The 15,977-nt window shown below is 59.8% G+C and carries 15 protein-coding genes; 3 read left to right on the top strand and 12 right to left on the bottom strand.

The genetic code is table 11. The annotated features are described in order from the left end of the window. Positions 1-197 precede the first annotated feature (197 nt). The 8 genes from ACZ9H3_RS07105 to ACZ9H3_RS07070 form a co-directional block, all read right to left on the bottom strand. Positions 198-962 (bottom strand): secretin N-terminal domain-containing protein, encoded by a 765-nt coding sequence (locus tag ACZ9H3_RS07105; protein WP_330523559.1) that lies wholly within the window; start codon positions 960-962, stop codon positions 198-200. 98 nt (positions 963-1,060) lie between these two features. Then, positions 1,061-1,495 (bottom strand): GNAT family N-acetyltransferase, encoded by a 435-nt coding sequence (locus ACZ9H3_RS07100; protein ID WP_065758543.1) that lies wholly within the window; start codon positions 1,493-1,495, stop codon positions 1,061-1,063. Further along, a complete protein-coding gene (locus tag ACZ9H3_RS07095) occupies positions 1,488-2,654 on the bottom strand; it encodes a ribosomal protein uL16 3-hydroxylase (protein ID WP_065758544.1) in 1,167 nt (388 codons plus the stop codon). Before ACZ9H3_RS07095 ends, ACZ9H3_RS07100 begins: the two co-directional genes overlap by 8 nt. Positions 2,655-2,736: 82 nt before the next feature. Further along, on the bottom strand, positions 2,737-4,107 hold the full coding sequence (gene purB, locus ACZ9H3_RS07090; protein WP_065758545.1) for an adenylosuccinate lyase: 1,371 nt from the start codon (positions 4,105-4,107) through the stop codon (positions 2,737-2,739). 192 nt (positions 4,108-4,299) lie between these two features. After that, positions 4,300-4,920 carry a high frequency lysogenization protein HflD gene (gene hflD / locus ACZ9H3_RS07085; RefSeq protein WP_065758546.1) on the bottom strand — a complete coding sequence of 207 codons (621 nt, stop codon included), beginning with the start codon at positions 4,918-4,920 and terminating at the stop codon, positions 4,300-4,302. Beyond that, complete coding sequence (mnmA, locus tag ACZ9H3_RS07080) at positions 4,920-6,041, bottom strand: tRNA 2-thiouridine(34) synthase MnmA (RefSeq protein WP_065758547.1); 1,122 nt, start codon at positions 6,039-6,041, stop codon at positions 4,920-4,922. The genes hflD and mnmA overlap by 1 nt, the downstream gene beginning before the upstream one ends. A 71-nt stretch (positions 6,042-6,112) precedes the next feature. Continuing rightward, positions 6,113-6,553, bottom strand: a complete 441-nt coding sequence (locus ACZ9H3_RS07075; protein ID WP_065758548.1) for an NUDIX hydrolase — start codon at positions 6,551-6,553, stop codon at positions 6,113-6,115. 129 nt (positions 6,554-6,682) lie between these two features. Continuing rightward, a complete protein-coding gene (locus ACZ9H3_RS07070) occupies positions 6,683-8,908 on the bottom strand; it encodes an NADP-dependent isocitrate dehydrogenase (RefSeq protein WP_476220209.1) in 2,226 nt (741 codons plus the stop codon). Positions 8,909-9,320: 412 nt separating this feature from the next. On the opposite strand from ACZ9H3_RS07070, the gene icd reads away from it, so the two are divergent. Continuing rightward, positions 9,321-10,577: an NADP-dependent isocitrate dehydrogenase gene (gene icd / locus ACZ9H3_RS07065; RefSeq protein ID WP_065758550.1), complete on the top strand. Its 1,257-nt coding sequence runs from the start codon at positions 9,321-9,323 to the stop codon at positions 10,575-10,577. Positions 10,578-10,650: 73 nt separating this feature from the next. Here icd and cspD read toward each other — a convergent pair whose 3' ends face one another. Then, positions 10,651-10,905: a cold shock domain-containing protein CspD gene (cspD, locus tag ACZ9H3_RS07060; protein ID WP_065758551.1), complete on the bottom strand. Its 255-nt coding sequence runs from the start codon at positions 10,903-10,905 to the stop codon at positions 10,651-10,653. Between the two features lie 224 nt (positions 10,906-11,129). Here cspD and clpS point away from each other — a divergent pair, with 224 nt between their 5' ends. Together clpS and clpA are read left to right on the top strand one after the other, a co-directional pair. Then, positions 11,130-11,492, top strand: a complete 363-nt coding sequence (gene clpS, locus ACZ9H3_RS07055) for an ATP-dependent Clp protease adapter ClpS (RefSeq protein WP_065758552.1) — start codon at positions 11,130-11,132, stop codon at positions 11,490-11,492. Between the two features lie 30 nt (positions 11,493-11,522). Beyond that, entirely contained in the window at positions 11,523-13,793 is a 2,271-nt protein-coding gene (clpA, locus tag ACZ9H3_RS07050) for an ATP-dependent Clp protease ATP-binding subunit ClpA (RefSeq protein ID WP_065758553.1), read from the top strand. Positions 13,794-13,922: 129 nt separating this feature from the next. Here clpA and infA read toward each other — a convergent pair whose 3' ends face one another. The 3 genes from infA to aat all read right to left on the bottom strand — a co-directional run bounded on the left by infA (position 13,923) and on the right by aat (position 15,689). Then, positions 13,923-14,141: a translation initiation factor IF-1 gene (gene infA / locus ACZ9H3_RS07045; RefSeq protein WP_002553999.1), complete on the bottom strand. Its 219-nt coding sequence runs from the start codon at positions 14,139-14,141 to the stop codon at positions 13,923-13,925. Between the two features lie 102 nt (positions 14,142-14,243). Beyond that, positions 14,244-14,951, bottom strand: coding sequence for an arginyltransferase (locus ACZ9H3_RS07040; protein WP_102053056.1), 708 nt, complete (start codon positions 14,949-14,951; stop codon positions 14,244-14,246). Between the two features lie 57 nt (positions 14,952-15,008). Then, entirely contained in the window at positions 15,009-15,689 is a 681-nt protein-coding gene (gene aat / locus ACZ9H3_RS07035; RefSeq protein ID WP_476220207.1) for a leucyl/phenylalanyl-tRNA--protein transferase, read from the bottom strand. Between the last annotated feature and the right edge of the window lie 288 nt (positions 15,690-15,977).

Genomic DNA, 15,977 nt, shown 5'->3' with positions numbered 1-15,977 from the left:
TCAGTTGGGTAGGTTTAGAGCGCGACTCGAAGGCCCTTGCCAGGGCCTCTGATTAGCGGGAGCGGGGCCATCATGCCTCTGCGATTTGAGGCCGTCAAATGTTTTGTAGTGCTTTTTTGTGGTTACTACATCTTTGGTCTAATAAGACTCGTCAGTCAGTTCCGAGGCCGTTGGTCGAGGCCTTGATTTCCCTGGGATCAGTCCAATGCATCGACTTTTACCCGCAACGTCATGTTTTCACCGCGTTGAGTCGAGTAAGTGAAGGCCTGAGTGTTGCGTTCCGACTGGCTTTGCTGGTTGTTGCCAGCCAGTGTGATCCATTCCCCTAGTTTTCCTGTGACTTTTGTGTCGGTACTTTGAACGTTCACTACATCGGGGCGTTCCTGGCTCATCCGGTCGTTGTTGGTGCTGATGTTCAGGTGCACGGTCTGGCCGGTGACGCTTGCGGTCACGTAGAAACCTTGCGTGACATTGCGGTACTCCGTCTGGCTTTGCAGGCGGCCATAGGTGTCGGTCTGGGTGGTGGTCAGCGGGACGCTCTGGCCCACCTGAATCAGTGCCGGTACGCCTTCGCTGGCCTGAACTTGTTGCAGGCCGCCTTCGCGGTTGGCTGTGCCGTAGCGAATGACGCGTGCGTTGCCGCGATTGTCCTGAAAGTTGCTGTCGTTGTTGTCAACGCTGATCAGCAGGCGCCGTGGCGCGGTATCGAGCTGTTCAAGGAGGGTGCGAAGCTCGTCGATCTTGTCGGGGGCGGCTTTGACGATGAGTTTGTTTTCAAAGGCGCTGACGCTGCCGTCCTTGCCGAGAAAGGACTGTGCGGCGGGGAGGATTTCGGCGCTGGTCCGGTGGCTCAGTGGCAACACTTCAGTGGCGGCCAGGGTGCTGAGGCTGAAGGACAGCAGTAGTGAGGCGAGAAGGGGGCGTAGCGGCATGTCCATGATCTCCGCGGGTGGAGAGGACATGATGGCAAATTTGCGGCAGATGTGGGAGTTGTGTGGTGGAAAAGCATCTCCGGCAAGGCCGCCGCTCTTGAGGCGTTGGCCCTGCCGGGGATTGGCCGTCAAGCCAGCTCTTTGGACTCGCGCACCATGTCGACGTGCGGGATACCGGCTTCGAGGAACTCTTCGCTGACCACTTTGAAGCCCAGGCGCTCGTAGAACGGCGTGGCGTGAACCTGGGCGCTGAGCATCTGCTGCTTCAGGTCGCGGTTCTGGGCTTCGACGATCACCGCTTGCATCAGGGCATCGCCGACCTTCAGCCCGCGCCAGTCCTTGAGGACCGACACTCGGCCAATATGGCCGCTGGGCAGCAGGCGTGCCGTACCGATGGCAAAATCACCTTCGTAGGCCAGGAAATGCACTGCGCTGGTATCGTCAGTGTCCCATTCCAGCTCAGGCGGTACGGCCTGTTCGGCGATGAACACGGCTTCACGAATGCGACGGATGTCAGCGTTGTCTTTCTGCCAGTCGGCAACCCGTACCGTGATCTTATTCATTGGCAAACCCCAGGCTTCCTTGCTTGATCAGTTCGCAGAGCAGGGTAAGGCCATCTTCATGGCTTAGCCACTCGCCAAGGTTTTCAACATGCAATGCGTCGGCGGCACAGATCAGCTTGAGCATTTCGCGCAGGTCGCCCGGCAGCAGGCGACTCTGGCCGCTGGCGAACAGCAGCAGGTTGTCGTCGACTTCGGACCAGGCCAGACGGGCGCTTGGATTGCGGATCAGGATGGCGCCTTGTTCGAGGCTGTCGATCAGCTCTTCCTCGCTCAGCGGCTCGCCACTGACCAGCTCGGGGTAGCGTGGCTCGGTCATGAACTGGCCGAACCAGGTCAGCAGCAGGCGCTCGTCGCCCATGTGCTCGGTCAGCAGGTTCTTCAGGCGGTCGAGGGCGTCGTGCTGGATCTGGTGCGGATCGCTGACCGGCTTGGCGTCGGCGTCGCTGTAGCGGTCTTCATCAGGCAGGAACTGGCTGAGGAAGTCGGTGAAGTGGGTGAGCACTTCTGCAGCGCTTGGGGCGCGGAAGCCGACCGAGTAGGTCATGCAGTCGTCTTCGGCGATGCCGTAGTGGGCCAGGCGCGGCGGCAGGTAGAGCATGTCGCCGGGTTCCAGGGTCCACTCGTCGCTCTGCTCGAAGTCCGCCAGGATACGCAGGTCGCTGTGCTCGATCAGCGGGCTGTCGCTGTCGCAGACCTGGCCGATTTTCCAGTTGCGCTTGCCTTGGCCTTGCAGCAGGAACACGTCGTAGTTGTCGAAGTGCGGACCAACGCTGCCACCGGGGGCGGCGAAGCTGATCATCACGTCGTCGATACGCCAGCTTGGCAGGAAGCGGAAGTGCTCCAGCAGCTCGCCCACTTCAGGGACGAACTGGTCGACCGCTTGCACCAGCAGGGTCCAGTCACGCGCTGGCAGCTGGCTGAAGGCGTCTTCCTCGAATGGGCCGCGACGCATTTCCCATGGGCGTTCGCCATGTTCGAGGATCAGGCGCGATTCGACTTCCTCTTCCAGGGCGAGGCCGGCCAGTTCGTCGGCGTCGATCGGGCTTTCAAAGTCCGGGAAGGCCTGGCGGACGAGCAGGGGTTTTTTCTGCCAGTAGTCGCGCATGAATTCGCGGGCTGTGAGGCCGCCCAGAAGCTGCAGTGGTGTATCAGGATTCATGTGTAACCTATTGAAAAAAAGTAATTTTCTTTCGGTAATAAAAACGCCCGGCTTGGCCGGGCGTTAACGCGCAAGGCAATAATCAGACGCGTTTGGCTTGAGCTGCAGCGTTACCGATGTAGGACGCTGGAGTCAGCTTCTTCAGTTCTTCGCGTGCTTCGGCAGGCATGTCCAGACCGTCGATGAAGGTCAGGAGTGCTTCCGGGCTGATGCCCTTGCCGCGAGTCAGCTCCTTGAGCTTCTCGTAAGGGTTTTCGATGTTGTAGCGACGCATCACGGTCTGAATTGGCTCGGCCAATACTTCCCAGCAGGCGTCCAGGTCGTCGGCGATGCGCTGGGTGTTGATTTCCAGCTTGCTGATGCCCTTCAGGCTGGCCTCGTAGGCGATCACGCTGTGGGCGAAACCAACGCCCAGGTTGCGCAGCACGGTGGAGTCGGTCAGGTCGCGCTGCCAGCGCGAGATCGGCAACTTGCTGGCCAGGTGCTGGAACAGTGCGTTGGCGATACCGAGGTTGCCTTCGGAGTTTTCGAAGTCGATCGGGTTGACCTTGTGCGGCATGGTCGAAGAACCGATTTCACCCGCGATGGTGCGCTGCTTGAAGTAGCCCAGCGAGATGTAGCCCCAGATATCGCGATCGAAGTCGATCAGGATGGTGTTGAAGCGGGCAATCGCGTCGAACAGTTCGGCAATGTAGTCGTGCGGTTCGATCTGGGTGGTGTACGGGTTGAACACCAGGCCCAGTTCGTCTTCGATGAAGGCGCGGGCATTGGCTTCCCAGTCGATTTGCGGGTAAGCCGACAGGTGGGCGTTGTAGTTGCCCACGGCGCCGTTGATCTTGCCCAGCAGCGGGACAGCGGCAACCTGTGCGATCTGGCGCTCGAGGCGGTAGACGACGTTGGCCAGTTCCTTGCCCAGGGTGGTCGGCGAAGCCGGTTGACCGTGGGTGCGCGACAGCATTGGTACGTCGGCGAAACGGTGGGCCAGTTCACGGATGGCGTTGGCGATCTGGCGCATCAGTGGCAGCAGCACGTCATCACGGCCGGCGCGCAGCATCAGGCCGTGCGACAGGTTGTTGATGTCCTCGCTGGTGCAGGCGAAGTGAATGAACTCACTGACCTTGGCCAGCTCTGGCAGCTTGGCTGCCTGCTCCTTGAGCAGGTATTCGATGGCTTTGACGTCGTGGTTGGTGGTGCGCTCGATCTCTTTCACGCGTTCGGCGTGCTCGAGGGCGAACTCATCGGCCAGGCCGTTGAGCAGGGCGTTGGCTTCGGCGGAGAAGGCCGGAACTTCGCTGATTTGCGGGTGAGCGGCCAGGCGCTGGAGCCAGCGAACTTCAACCAGGGCGCGGAAACGGATCAGGCCGTATTCGCTGAAAATAGGGCGCAGGGCCTGGGTTTTGCCGGCGTAGCGGCCGTCAACAGGGGAAACCGCAGTGAGCGAGGAGAGCTGCATGGGGTGTTCTCGGACAGTCGGGCAACGAAAAGGGCGCATATCATACATGAAAAATGCACCCGGGTCGGGGGTCTGACAAAAGGTAAAGCGCGTGGTGTCTGCAGGAGCCGGCGTTGCCAGCGATGGTGTGGTCGAGCCATCCGCTGTTTCGCGTTGCTTGAATCGCCAGCAAGGCTGGCTCCTGTGCGGTGTTTAGCCGCGCATCATCGGGTAGAGCTCTTTGAGCAGTTTGCGCCGGCTGAACACCAGTTGCCAGCGATGGCCGCCGAGCTGGCGCCAGAGGCGCGCCGCGCGGATGCCGGCGAGCAGCAGGGCGCGGATCTTCGAGGCGTTGTTGGGTTGTTGCAGGTGACGCATGTCACCGTGTACCTGAATGCGTTGGCGCAGGGTGCTCAGGGTGTCCTGATACAGGGCGCCACTGGAGGCTATGACGTTCTCGTGCGCGAGGCCGAAATGATCTGCCTGGGACTGGATTTGTGGCAGGCGGTTGCCGATGACTTCAAGCATATCGCCACGTTTGGCCAGTTGGCGCTCAAGGCCCAGCATCGACAGCGCGTAGCGCAGTGGTTCGCGCTGCAGGCTGGCGGGGTCGCGCTCCAGGGCGCTGACCAGGGCGCGGTAGCCGTCTCGCAGGTTGAGGTCATCGCCGCCGAACACTTCCAGGGTGTCCTTGGGGTCGCGCACCAACAGGCTGCCGAGCATGCAGCTCAGGTTGGCTTCGCTGACCTGGCCGGTACGGGCAATTCGATCGACCAGTACGGCAGCCTGAAAAACGCCGCCCAGTGCAACCAGCTGTTCTTGCGTGGTATTCATCAACGCTGGCTCCAAGGCTCGGCTACTTCGATCACGCCGCCGCCCAAGCAGATCTCACCATCATAGAAGACCACGGACTGGCCGGGCGTTACCGCCCGTTGAGGTTCTTCAAATACTGCCCGATAACCGTCGTTGGTGCGCTCCAGGGTGCAGGCCTGGTCGCTCTGGCGGTAGCGCACTTTCGCGGTCAGGCGGCGTGGGCTGGACAGGTCGATCGGGTTCACCCAGAAGATCTCCGAGGCGAGCAGGGCGCGGGAGAACAGCCATGGGTGTTCGTTGCCCTGGCCAACTACCAGCACGTTGCGGGCGAGGTCTTTCTCGAGCACGTACCACGGCTCGTCGCCTGCGTCTTTCAGGCCGCCGATACCCAGCCCCTGGCGTTGCCCGATGGTGTGGTACATCAGGCCATGGTGGCGGCCGATGACGTCGCCTTCAGTGGTCTGGATTTCGCCAGGCTGAGCGGGCAGGTACTGCTTGAGGAAATCGCTGAAGCGACGTTCACCGATAAAGCAGATGCCGGTGGAGTCTTTTTTCTTTGCGGTAGCCAGGCCGTGTTTTTCGGCGATGGCGCGTACTTCCGGTTTTTCCAGTTCGCCGACCGGGAACAGCGTGCGGGCAATCTGCTCGCCGCCGACGGCGTGGAGGAAGTAGCTCTGGTCCTTGTTCGGGTCCAGGCCTTTGAGCAGTTCGGTGCGGCCGTCAATGTCGCGGCGGCGCACGTAGTGGCCGGTGGCGATCAGGTCGGCACCGAGCATCAGGGCGTAGTCGAGGAACGCCTTGAACTTGATTTCGCGGTTGCAGAGGATGTCCGGGTTTGGCGTGCGTCCGGCCTTGTATTCCGCCAGGAAGTGCTCAAACACGTTGTCCCAGTATTCGGCGGCGAAGTTGGCGGTGTGTAGTTTGATGCCGATGCGGTCGCACACGGCTTGTGCGTCGGCCAGGTCTTCGCGGGCGGTGCAGTACTCGGTACCGTCGTCCTCTTCCCAGTTCTTCATGAACAGGCCTTCGACCTGATAACCCTGCTCCATCAGCAGAAGGGCGGAAACGGAAGAGTCCACGCCGCCGGACATGCCGACGATCACGCGCGTCTTTTCGGGTTCTTTGAGAGCTGGAGTGGACATAGGAATCGCTGCGTATCCGGGTAAAAGGACAAGATTCTAACAGGCTGTGCGCGGCAAGGCGAAAACCATGCTCAATCGCGGATCACCGCCAGGCTGTGCAGGGGGCCGGCGAGGAAGTCGTCAATGCAACGAGGTACCAGTTCGCTGCGCCAGCGCTCGGGGTCGGCGAGCAGTTCCTCGCGGGTCAGCCACACGGCGCGGACGATGTCGCTGTCCAGTGCGCGGTCGGCATTGTGCCGTAGCGGTTTGGCGGCAAAGCAGACGCGCTGGTAGGTCACGCCATTGCTGGGGGCGGTGTAGAGGTAGATGCCGACCACGCCGGTCAGTTCTACGTCCCAGGCGGTCTCCTCAAGCGTTTCGCGCAGGGCGGCCTCGGCCAGCGACTCGTTGGCCTCCAGGTGGCCTGCCGGCTGGTTGAATACGTGCTTGCCGGCTTTGAACTCTTCGACCAGCAGGAAACGGCCCTGGTCTTCGACAATGGTGGCGACGGTGATGTGGGGTTGCCAGGTCATGTGCAAGGTCCTGTGTTGTGCAGGTGGATCGCATGGCCGGTGTTCTCGGCGACGCGGGTGCCACGCCTCTGCAGAAAAGCAGAAACCCCGGTGCGTGGCCGGGGTTTCTGGTGTTACATCAAGCGAACCTTACAGGGCAGAAATCGCGCTGTTGAAGGTTTGGCTTGGGCGCATCACTTTGCTGGTCAGCTCGGCATCAGGGTAGTAGTAACCACCGATTTCGGCTGGCTTGCCCTGGACAGCGTTGAGCTCGGCGACGATGGTCGCTTCGTTCTCGGTCAGTACCTTGGCCAGTGGGGCAAAGCGCGCTTGCAGTGCGGCGTCGTCGTTTTGTGCAGCCAGTGCCTGGGCCCAGAACAGGGTCAGGTAGAAGTGGCTGCCGCGGTTGTCGATGCCACCAACCTTGCGCGCTGGCGACTTGTTGTCGTCCAGGAACTTGCCGGTTGCCTGGTCCAGGGTGTTGGCCAGGACCTTGGCTTTCGGGTTGGCGTAGGCGTTGCTCAGGTGTTCCAGAGAAGCGGCCAGGGCCAGGAATTCACCCAGCGAGTCCCAGCGCAGGAAGTTCTCTTCGACCAGCTGCTGTACGTGCTTCGGTGCCGAACCGCCGGCGCCGGTTTCGAACAGGCCGCCGTTGTTCATCAGCGGAACGATCGACAGCATCTTGGCGCTGGTGCCCAGCTCCATGATCGGGAACAGGTCGGTCAGGTAGTCGCGCAGTACGTTGCCGGTCACCGAGATGGTGTCCTTGCCTGCACGGATACGCTCCAGGGATACCTTCATGGCCTCGACTGGCGACAGGACACGAATGTCCAGGCCGGTGGTGTCGTGGTCTTTCAGGTACTTCTGGACTTTCTCGATCATCACGCCGTCATGGGCGCGTTGTGGGTCGAGCCAGAAAATGGCTGGGGTGTTGCTGGCGCGAGCACGGTTGACGGCCAGTTTGACCCAGTCCTGGATCGGGGCGTCTTTGGCTTGGCACATGCGGAAGATATCGCCAGCTTCGACGTCCTGCTGCAGCACCAGGTTGCCTTTGCTGTCTACAACGCGAACAACACCGTCGGCAGCGAGCTGGAAGGTCTTGTCGTGAGAGCCGTACTCTTCGGCTTTCTGTGCCATCAGGCCAACGTTCGGTACGCTGCCCATGGTCGTTGGGTCGAAGGCGCCGTGTTTCTTGCAGTCTTCGATAACGGCCTGGTAGATGGTGGCGTAGCAACGATCCGGGATGACGGCCTTGGTGTCTTGTAGCTGGCCTTCGGCGTTCCACATCTTGCCCGAGTCACGGATCATGGCCGGCATCGAAGCGTCGACGATCACGTCGCTTGGCACGTGCAGGTTGGTGATGCCCTTGTCGGAGTTGACCATGGCCAGCGCCGGGCGAACGGCGTAGACGGCCTGGATGTCGGCTTCGATCTCGGCTTGCTTGTCAGTAGGCAGGGCCTTGATACGGGCGTACAGGTCGCCGATACCGTTGTTCAGGTTGAAGCCGATCTGTTCCAGTACGTCAGCGTGCTTGTTCAGCGCGTCCTGATAGTACTCGGCAACGATCTGGCCGAACATGATCGGGTCGGAGACCTTCATCATGGTCGCCTTCAGGTGAACCGACAGCAGTACGCCCTTGGCCTTGGCGTCTTCGATTTCAGCGGCGATGAAGCTGCGCAGTGCCTTGCGGCTCATGACCGAGCAGTCGATGATTTCGCCGGCCTTGACCGAGGTTTTCTCTTTCAGAACGGTGGTGTTGCCGTTCTTGTCCAGCAGTTCGATGCGCAGGCTGTCATCGGCTTCGATCAGCGCGGCTTTTTCGCTGCCGTAGAAGTCGCCGTTGCTCATGTGGGCAACGTGGGACTTGGAGTCTGCAGCCCAGGCGCCCATTTTGTGCGGGTGCTTGCGGGCATAGTTCTTGACCGACAGCGGTGCGCGGCGGTCGGAGTTGCCTTCGCGCAGTACCGGGTTTACGGCGCTGCCCTTGATGCGGTCGTAGCGTGCACGGGTTTCTTTCTCGGCGTCAGTGGCCGGGGTTTCCGGGTAGTCCGGAATGTTGAAACCTTTGGCTTGCAGTTCCTTGATCGCGGCTTTCAGTTGTGGAACCGAGGCGCTGATGTTCGGCAACTTGATGATGTTGGCTTCTGGCGTCGTCGCCAGTTTGCCCAGTTCTGCCAGGTGGTCGGCCACTTGCTTGTCGGCGCCGAGCTGTTCAGGGAAGGCAGAAAGGATGCGGCCGGCGAGAGAGATGTCCCGGGTTTCTACCGCGATGTCGGCGGTAGCAGTGAAAGCTTCGACGATGGGCAGCAGTGAGTAGGTGGCGAGGGCGGGGGCTTCGTCGGTGAAGGTGTAGATGATCTTGGATCGGGTGGGCATATTCGGGTTAACTCTCTGTTTTGCTGAGCGTGCACAGAATCTCGAGGTGCGCAGGGTAATGCGCTTCGCCTGGACACATCCATAAGCAGAAGGTCGAGGGTTCTGGGCGTTGATGGTGATGCATCAGTCGAGTGTCAAACGGCTGGGCTGCGGTAACAGCTCAGTCTTGTCGGGGCGCGGGTCTCATTTCAGGCCGGTTACCCCCAGTGACCCTTTGGTCACCGGCGGAGTATACCAAACCCTTGGTCTTAATCACCAAGACGTAGTGGTCGGTTGGTCACTTATAGACGAAAGATGTAGAGATTTTGGCGCTTTGTGACGGATTGGTGTACGAGGTTTCCGTTATCCGTCAACTGGGTTAGGCTCTGGGTAATGCATGATGACGAACCACACCAAAAAAACGGAGTGCAGCATGGGATACCAGAAAATCAAGGTTCCGGCAGTCGGCGACAAAATCACCGTCAACGCAGACCATTCTCTCAATGTTCCAGACAACCCGATCATCCCGTTCATTGAAGGTGACGGCATTGGCGTCGACGTCAGCCCGGTCATGATCAAGGTTGTCGATGCTGCCGTAGAGAAAGCCTATGGTGGCAAGCGCAAGATCTCCTGGATGGAAGTCTATGCCGGCGAGAAAGCTACCCAGGTGTATGACCAGGATACCTGGCTGCCTCAGGAAACCCTGGATGCGGTCAGGGATTACGTCGTCTCCATCAAGGGCCCGCTGACCACTCCGGTCGGTGGTGGTATCCGTTCCCTGAACGTGGCCCTGCGTCAGCAACTGGACCTGTATGTCTGCCTGCGTCCGGTGGTGTGGTTCGAAGGCGTTCCAAGCCCGGTCAAGAAGCCCGGCGATGTCGATATGGTGATCTTCCGTGAGAACTCCGAAGACATCTATGCCGGTATCGAGTGGAAGGCGGGTTCGCCTGAGGCGAACAAGGTCATCAAGTTCCTGAAGGAAGAAATGGGCGTTACCAAGATCCGTTTCGACCAGGATTGCGGTATTGGTATCAAGCCGGTTTCCAAACAAGGCACCCAGCGCCTGGTGCGCAAGGCCCTGCAGTACGTCGTGGATAACGACCGCGAGTCGCTGACCCTGGTGCACAAGGGCAACATCATGAAGTTCACCGAAGGTGCCTTCAAGGACTGGGGCTACGAAGTCGCCAAGAACGAGTTTGGCGCCGAACTGCTCGATGGTGGCCCGTGGATGCAGTTCACAAACCCGAAAACCGGCCGCAAGGTCGTGGTCAAGGATGCCATTGCCGACGCCATGCTCCAGCAGATCCTGCTGCGTCCAGCCGAGTACGATGTCATCGCCACCCTTAACCTCAACGGTGACTACCTGTCCGACGCGCTGGCGGCCGAGGTGGGCGGTATCGGTATTGCGCCGGGCGCCAACCTGTCCGACACCGTAGCCATGTTCGAAGCTACCCACGGTACTGCGCCGAAATACGCCGGCAAGAACCAGGTCAACCCGGGTTCGGTGATCCTCTCCGCTGAAATGATGCTCCGTCACCTGGGCTGGACCGAGGCGGCTGACCTGATCATCAAGGGCACCAACGGTGCTATTGCCGCCAAGACGGTGACCTACGACTTCGAGCGCCTGATGGACGGCGCTACGCTGGTGTCGAGTTCCGGTTTCGGTGAAGCACTGATCAAGCACATGTAAGGGCGGTACAAAAAAACCGGCCAGTCCTCGCGGATTGGCCGGTTTTTTATGGGCGATTCAAAAACAAGGTGTGTCAGGCGAGTGTGGTGGTCGAGGCGGGGGTGGGGGCTGCGGTTTCCGTCTTTGCGGCTGCCCTGATTTTCACGGCGTGCAAGCCCTTGGGACCCTGGATGATGTCGAAGGCAACGGTTTGTCCGGCTTTCAGCGTCTTGTAGCCGTCCATCTCAATGGCCGAGTAGTGGGCGAACAGGTCTTCGGTCTTGCCCTCCTCGTTGATGAAGCCATAGCCCTTGGCATTGTTGAACCACTTGACTTTACCGCTTGCCATCCTCATATCCCTCTGCAAAGGACTCCATCACTGGAGTATCATCCACTCAATCCGCTGATTAACCTGCGAACTCTGGTTGACTGCGCGGACCTTGTTGACCACGGTGGGTTCTTATTGGTTGTAACACCGTTTTGCTGATAGTCAAGGCGGTGCGACGGTCGTCCAGGCGTCGACCCGGCGGTCAACTCACAACCTTAACGTGTCGAAATGATGAAATTCTTTCCATGCATGCACATAGCCAGATTCGACTAACATTCAATCAGGATCACCCGCAATCGCATGAGGACGATGGGTCCGGGCTGGCGGTGCAGGAAGCCAAGCCAGCGCTGCAGGCACCGCCGATGTACAAGGTGGTTTTGTTCAATGATGACTACACCCCGATGGATTTTGTCGTCGAAGTGCTCGAAATGTTCTTTAACCTGAACCGCGAGTTGGCGACCAAGGTCATGCTGGCCGTCCATACAGAAGGACGGGCAGTGTGCGGATTGTTTACCCGTGACATCGCCGAAACCAAGGCCATGCAGGTCAACCAATACGCCAGGGAAAGCCAGCATCCGCTACTCTGTGAAATCGAGAAGGACGGTTAATCGCCGACCACTTGGGTATGAGGTGAAGCTATGTTAAACCGCGAGCTCGAAGTCACCCTCAATCTGGCCTTCAAGGAGGCCCGTTCGAAGCGTCATGAGTTCATGACCGTCGAGCACCTTCTGCTGGCACTATTGGATAATGAGGCAGCCGCCACCGTTCTGCGGGCCTGTGGTGCGAACCTCGATAAACTCAAACACGACCTGCAGGAGTTCATCGACTCCACCACGCCATTGATCCCGGTGCACGATGAGGATCGCGAAACCCAGCCAACCCTGGGCTTCCAGCGCGTGTTGCAGCGTGCAGTATTCCATGTACAGAGCTCGGGCAAGCGTGAAGTGACCGGTGCCAATGTGCTGGTGGCGATCTTTAGCGAGCAGGAAAGCCAGGCGGTGTTTCTGCTGAAGCAGCAAAGTGTGGCCCGTATCGACGTGGTCAACTACATCGCCCATGGCATCTCCAAGGTGCCAGGGCACGGCGAGCATTCCGAAAACGATCAGGACATGCAGGATGAGGAGGGCGGCGAAACCTCTTCCTCGAGCAACCCGCTGGACGCCTATGCCAGCAACCTCAACGAGCAGGCACGCCAGGGCCGTATCGACCCATTGGTAGGGCGTGAGGCCGAGGTTGAGCGCGTGGCGCAGATCCTTGCCCGTCGGCGCAAGAACAATCCGCTGCTGGTCGGTGAGGCGGGTGTGGGCAAGACGGCCATTGCCGAAGGCCTGGCCAAGCGTATCGTTGATGGCCAGGTGCCGGATCTGCTGTCGCACAGCGTGGTCTACTCGCTGGACCTGGGTGCGCTGTTGGCCGGTACCAAGTACCGTGGTGATTTCGAGAAGCGCTTCAAGGCGTTGCTCAATGAGCTGCGTAAACGGCCGCAGGCGATTCTGTTCATCGACGAGATCCACACCATTATCGGTGCCGGTGCGGCATCGGGCGGCGTGATGGATGCGTCCAATCTGCTCAAGCCGTTGCTGTCCTCGGGTGATATCCGCTGCATTGGCTCGACCACGTTCCAGGAGTTTCGTGGCATCTTCGAGAAAGACCGTGCCTTGGCGCGGCGCTTCCAGAAGGTCGATGTCAGTGAGCCATCGGTGGAAGACACCGTTGGTATCCTGCGTGGGCTCAAAGGGCGTTTCGAGTCGCATCACAATATCGAGTACAGCGATGAAGCCCTGCGTGCTGCTGCCGAGCTGGCAGCGCGCTACATCAATGACCGGCATATGCCTGACAAGGCCATCGACGTCATTGACGAGGCGGGCGCCTACCAGCGTCTGCAGCCGGTAGAGTCGCGAGTCAAGCGTATCGATGTACCTCAGGTCGAGGATATTGTTGCCAAGATCGCGCGGATCCCACCAAAACACGTCACTAGCTCCGACAAGGAACTGCTGCGTAACCTGGAGCGTGACCTGAAGCTGACCGTGTTCGGCCAGGACGCTGCCATCGATTCGCTGGCCACCGCAATCAAGTTGTCGCGGGCAGGTCTGAAGTCGCCGGACAAGCCGGTCGGCTCGTTCCTCTTTGCCGGCCCTACAGGTGTCGGCAAGACCGAGGCGGCGCGACAACTGGCCAAGGCGTTGGGTGTCGAACTGGTGCGCTTTGACATGTCCGAGTACATGGAGCGGCATACCGTGTCGCGCCTGATTGGTGCGCCACCCGGTTACGTCGGTTTCGATCAGGGTGGTTTGCTGACCGAGGCAATCACCAAGCAGCCGCACTGCGTGTTGCTGCTTGATGAAATCGAGAAGGCGCATCCGGAAGTCTTCAACCTGCTGCTGCAGGTGATGGACCATGGCACGCTGACCGACAACAACGGGCGCAAGGCGGACTTCCGCAACGTGATTGTCATCATGACCACCAACGCGGGTGCCGAGACGGCTGCGCGAGCCTCGATTGGCTTTACGCAGCAGGATCACTCCTCCGATGCGATGGAAGTCATCAAGAAGAGCTTCACGCCGGAGTTCCGTAACCGCCTGGACACCATCATTCAATTTGGTCGTCTGAGCCACGAAACCATCAAGAGTGTGGTCGACAAGTTCCTCACCGAACTGCAGGCGCAACTCGAAGACAAGCGCGTGCTGTTGGAGGTTTCCGATGCGGCGCGTAGCTGGCTGGCAGCGGGTGGCTATGATGCGCAGATGGGTGCGCGGCCAATGGCGCGGCTGATTCAGGACAAGATCAAGCGGCCATTGGCTGAAGAGATCCTGTTTGGTGAGCTGGCCGAGCATGGTGGCGTGGTGCACGTCGACATGCGTGATGGCGAGTTGGTGTTCGAGTTCGAGACGACGGCTGAAATGGCCTGATAGCCGTCATCGGCAGCCCGGCTCCTGCGGGAGTCGGCCTTGCCGGCGATGGTGCGGGTGGGTTCTCCATGGTTTCATTGAGACAAACGAAAACGCCCGGCTCATGCCGGGCGTTTTCGTTGATGACGCTTAACGGGCGCGGTAGGTGATGCGCCCTTTGCTCAGGTCATAAGGCGTCAGTTCGACGCGGACCTTGTCACCAGTCAGAATTCGAATGTAGTTCTTGCGCATTTTTCCGGAGATATGCGCGGTAACGACGTGCCCGTTTTCCAACTCCACGCGGAACATGGTGTTGGGCAGGGTGTCGACGACAGTGCCTTCCATTTCGAAGCTGTCTTCTTTCGACATGCAGTAAAGCCCTCGGTATCCAGTTAATGGCCCGGTGCGGCTGCGCCAGGCAAAAAAAGTGGCGTGCATTGTGCCCGAAAAATGGGGTTCAAGCCAAGGATTTCAATTTAGCGTCACCCAGCGCTGATTGATCAGCAGCTCGATGGGGCGGTACTGGGTCTTGTAATTCATCTTTTTACAGTTCTTGATCCAGTAGCCCAAGTAGACCGCCTCCAGGTTCAGGCGCAGCGCTTCGGTGATCTGCCAGAGGATGGCATAGCGCCCCAGGCTGCGACGCTCCTCATCGGGCTCGTAGAAGGTGTAGACGGCCGACAGGCCATTGGGCAGCAGGTCGGTGACCGCCACGGCGAGCAGGCGACCGTCCAGGCGAAACTCATAGAACCGTGAGAATGGCAGGTCGCGGACCAGGAAGGTGGCGAACTGATCGCGGCTCGGTGGGTACATGTCGCCATCGGCATGGCGCTGTTCGATATAGCGCCGATACAGGTCGAAGTACTCTTCGTTGAAGGCCGGGCGCGCAGCGGTCACGACCAGGTCGGCGTTGCGCTTGAGGATGCGCTTCTGCTGGCGGTTGGGCAAAAACCGTGCAGCCGGAATGCGTGCCGGTACGCAGGCATTGCAGTTCTGGCAGTGTGGCCGGTACAGGTGGTCACCGCTGCGCCGGAAGCCCATTTCCGACAGATCTGCGTAGACATGCACGTCCATTGGCTGGCTCGGGTCGAGAAACAGCGTCGTGGCTTGCTCGTTTGGCAGGTAGCTGCAGGAATGGGGTTGAGTGGCATAAAACTTCAACCGCGCCAGCTCTGTCATGATCAACCCCTCGGGAGTGACGTTTGTTTTAAGTGTAAGCCAGCTGGAAAAACTCGCCTAGCAAACCCATGTCGCCGAGTTGGCTTGATCGAGGTAGCGACGCAGGTAGTCGGCGAACGTGGCGCGGGCAATTGCCCGGGCGCCGAGGCTGTGCAGGTGCTCGGTGGGCATCTGGCAGTCGATCAGGACAAAGCCGGCGTTTTTCAGGTGTTCGACCAGCGTTGCAAAGCCGACTTTGGAGGCGTTGTCGGCCCGGCTGAACATCGACTCGCCGAAGAACAGGCGACCCATTGCCAAACCGTATAGCCCGCCGACCAGTTCGCCGTGCTCGCGGACTTCCACGGAGTGGGCAAAACCCTGCTGGTGCAGTTTCAGGTACGCCTTCTGCATGCTGTCGGTGATCCAGGTGCCGTCGGCATAGGCGCGTGGCGCCGCGCAGGCACGGATGACACCGGCGAAGTCCTGGTCGAAGCTGACCTGATAGCGCCCTTGGCGTATGACCTTGCGCAACGAACGCGAGACATGCAACTCGTCGGGAAACAACACGGTGCGCGGGTCCGGTGACCACCACAGGATCGGCTGGCCATCCTGGTACCAGGGGAAGCAGCCATGCCGATATGCCTGGACCAGCCGTTCCGCGCTCAGGTCACCGCCAGCGGCGAGCAGGCCGTTGGGGTCGCGCAGCGCCTTTTCCAGAGGAGGGAAGTCAAGAGAATCGCGGCTCAGCCAGGTCAGCATCGTCGTTTCAACGGCAGAAGAGGGGAGGGTGGTCAGGATCGCCTGCCAGGGCGATGCGGGTCAACCGCAACTTGCCGGCTGATTTGTTGTCCCTACTACGCAAAAAGCCCGTATAAGCCTTTGTCACAAAAGAGAATGCGTGCTCAAATTGAACATTATGCAATTAATCCCGTGTGCGACGTATTCTGGCGCACCGCCATGGCGGCATACGGGTAGTAATGTTAAAAGTAATGGTTTGTTGGCTGCCTTCGTCAGCCAGCCACCTGTTGGACGCGCAAGCAGCGCAGG

This window comes from Pseudomonas sp. TE3910 (genome assembly GCF_056279025.1).
The sequence above is the reverse complement of the archived record's forward strand: the minus strand, read 5'-3'. Positions and strand labels throughout refer to the sequence as shown.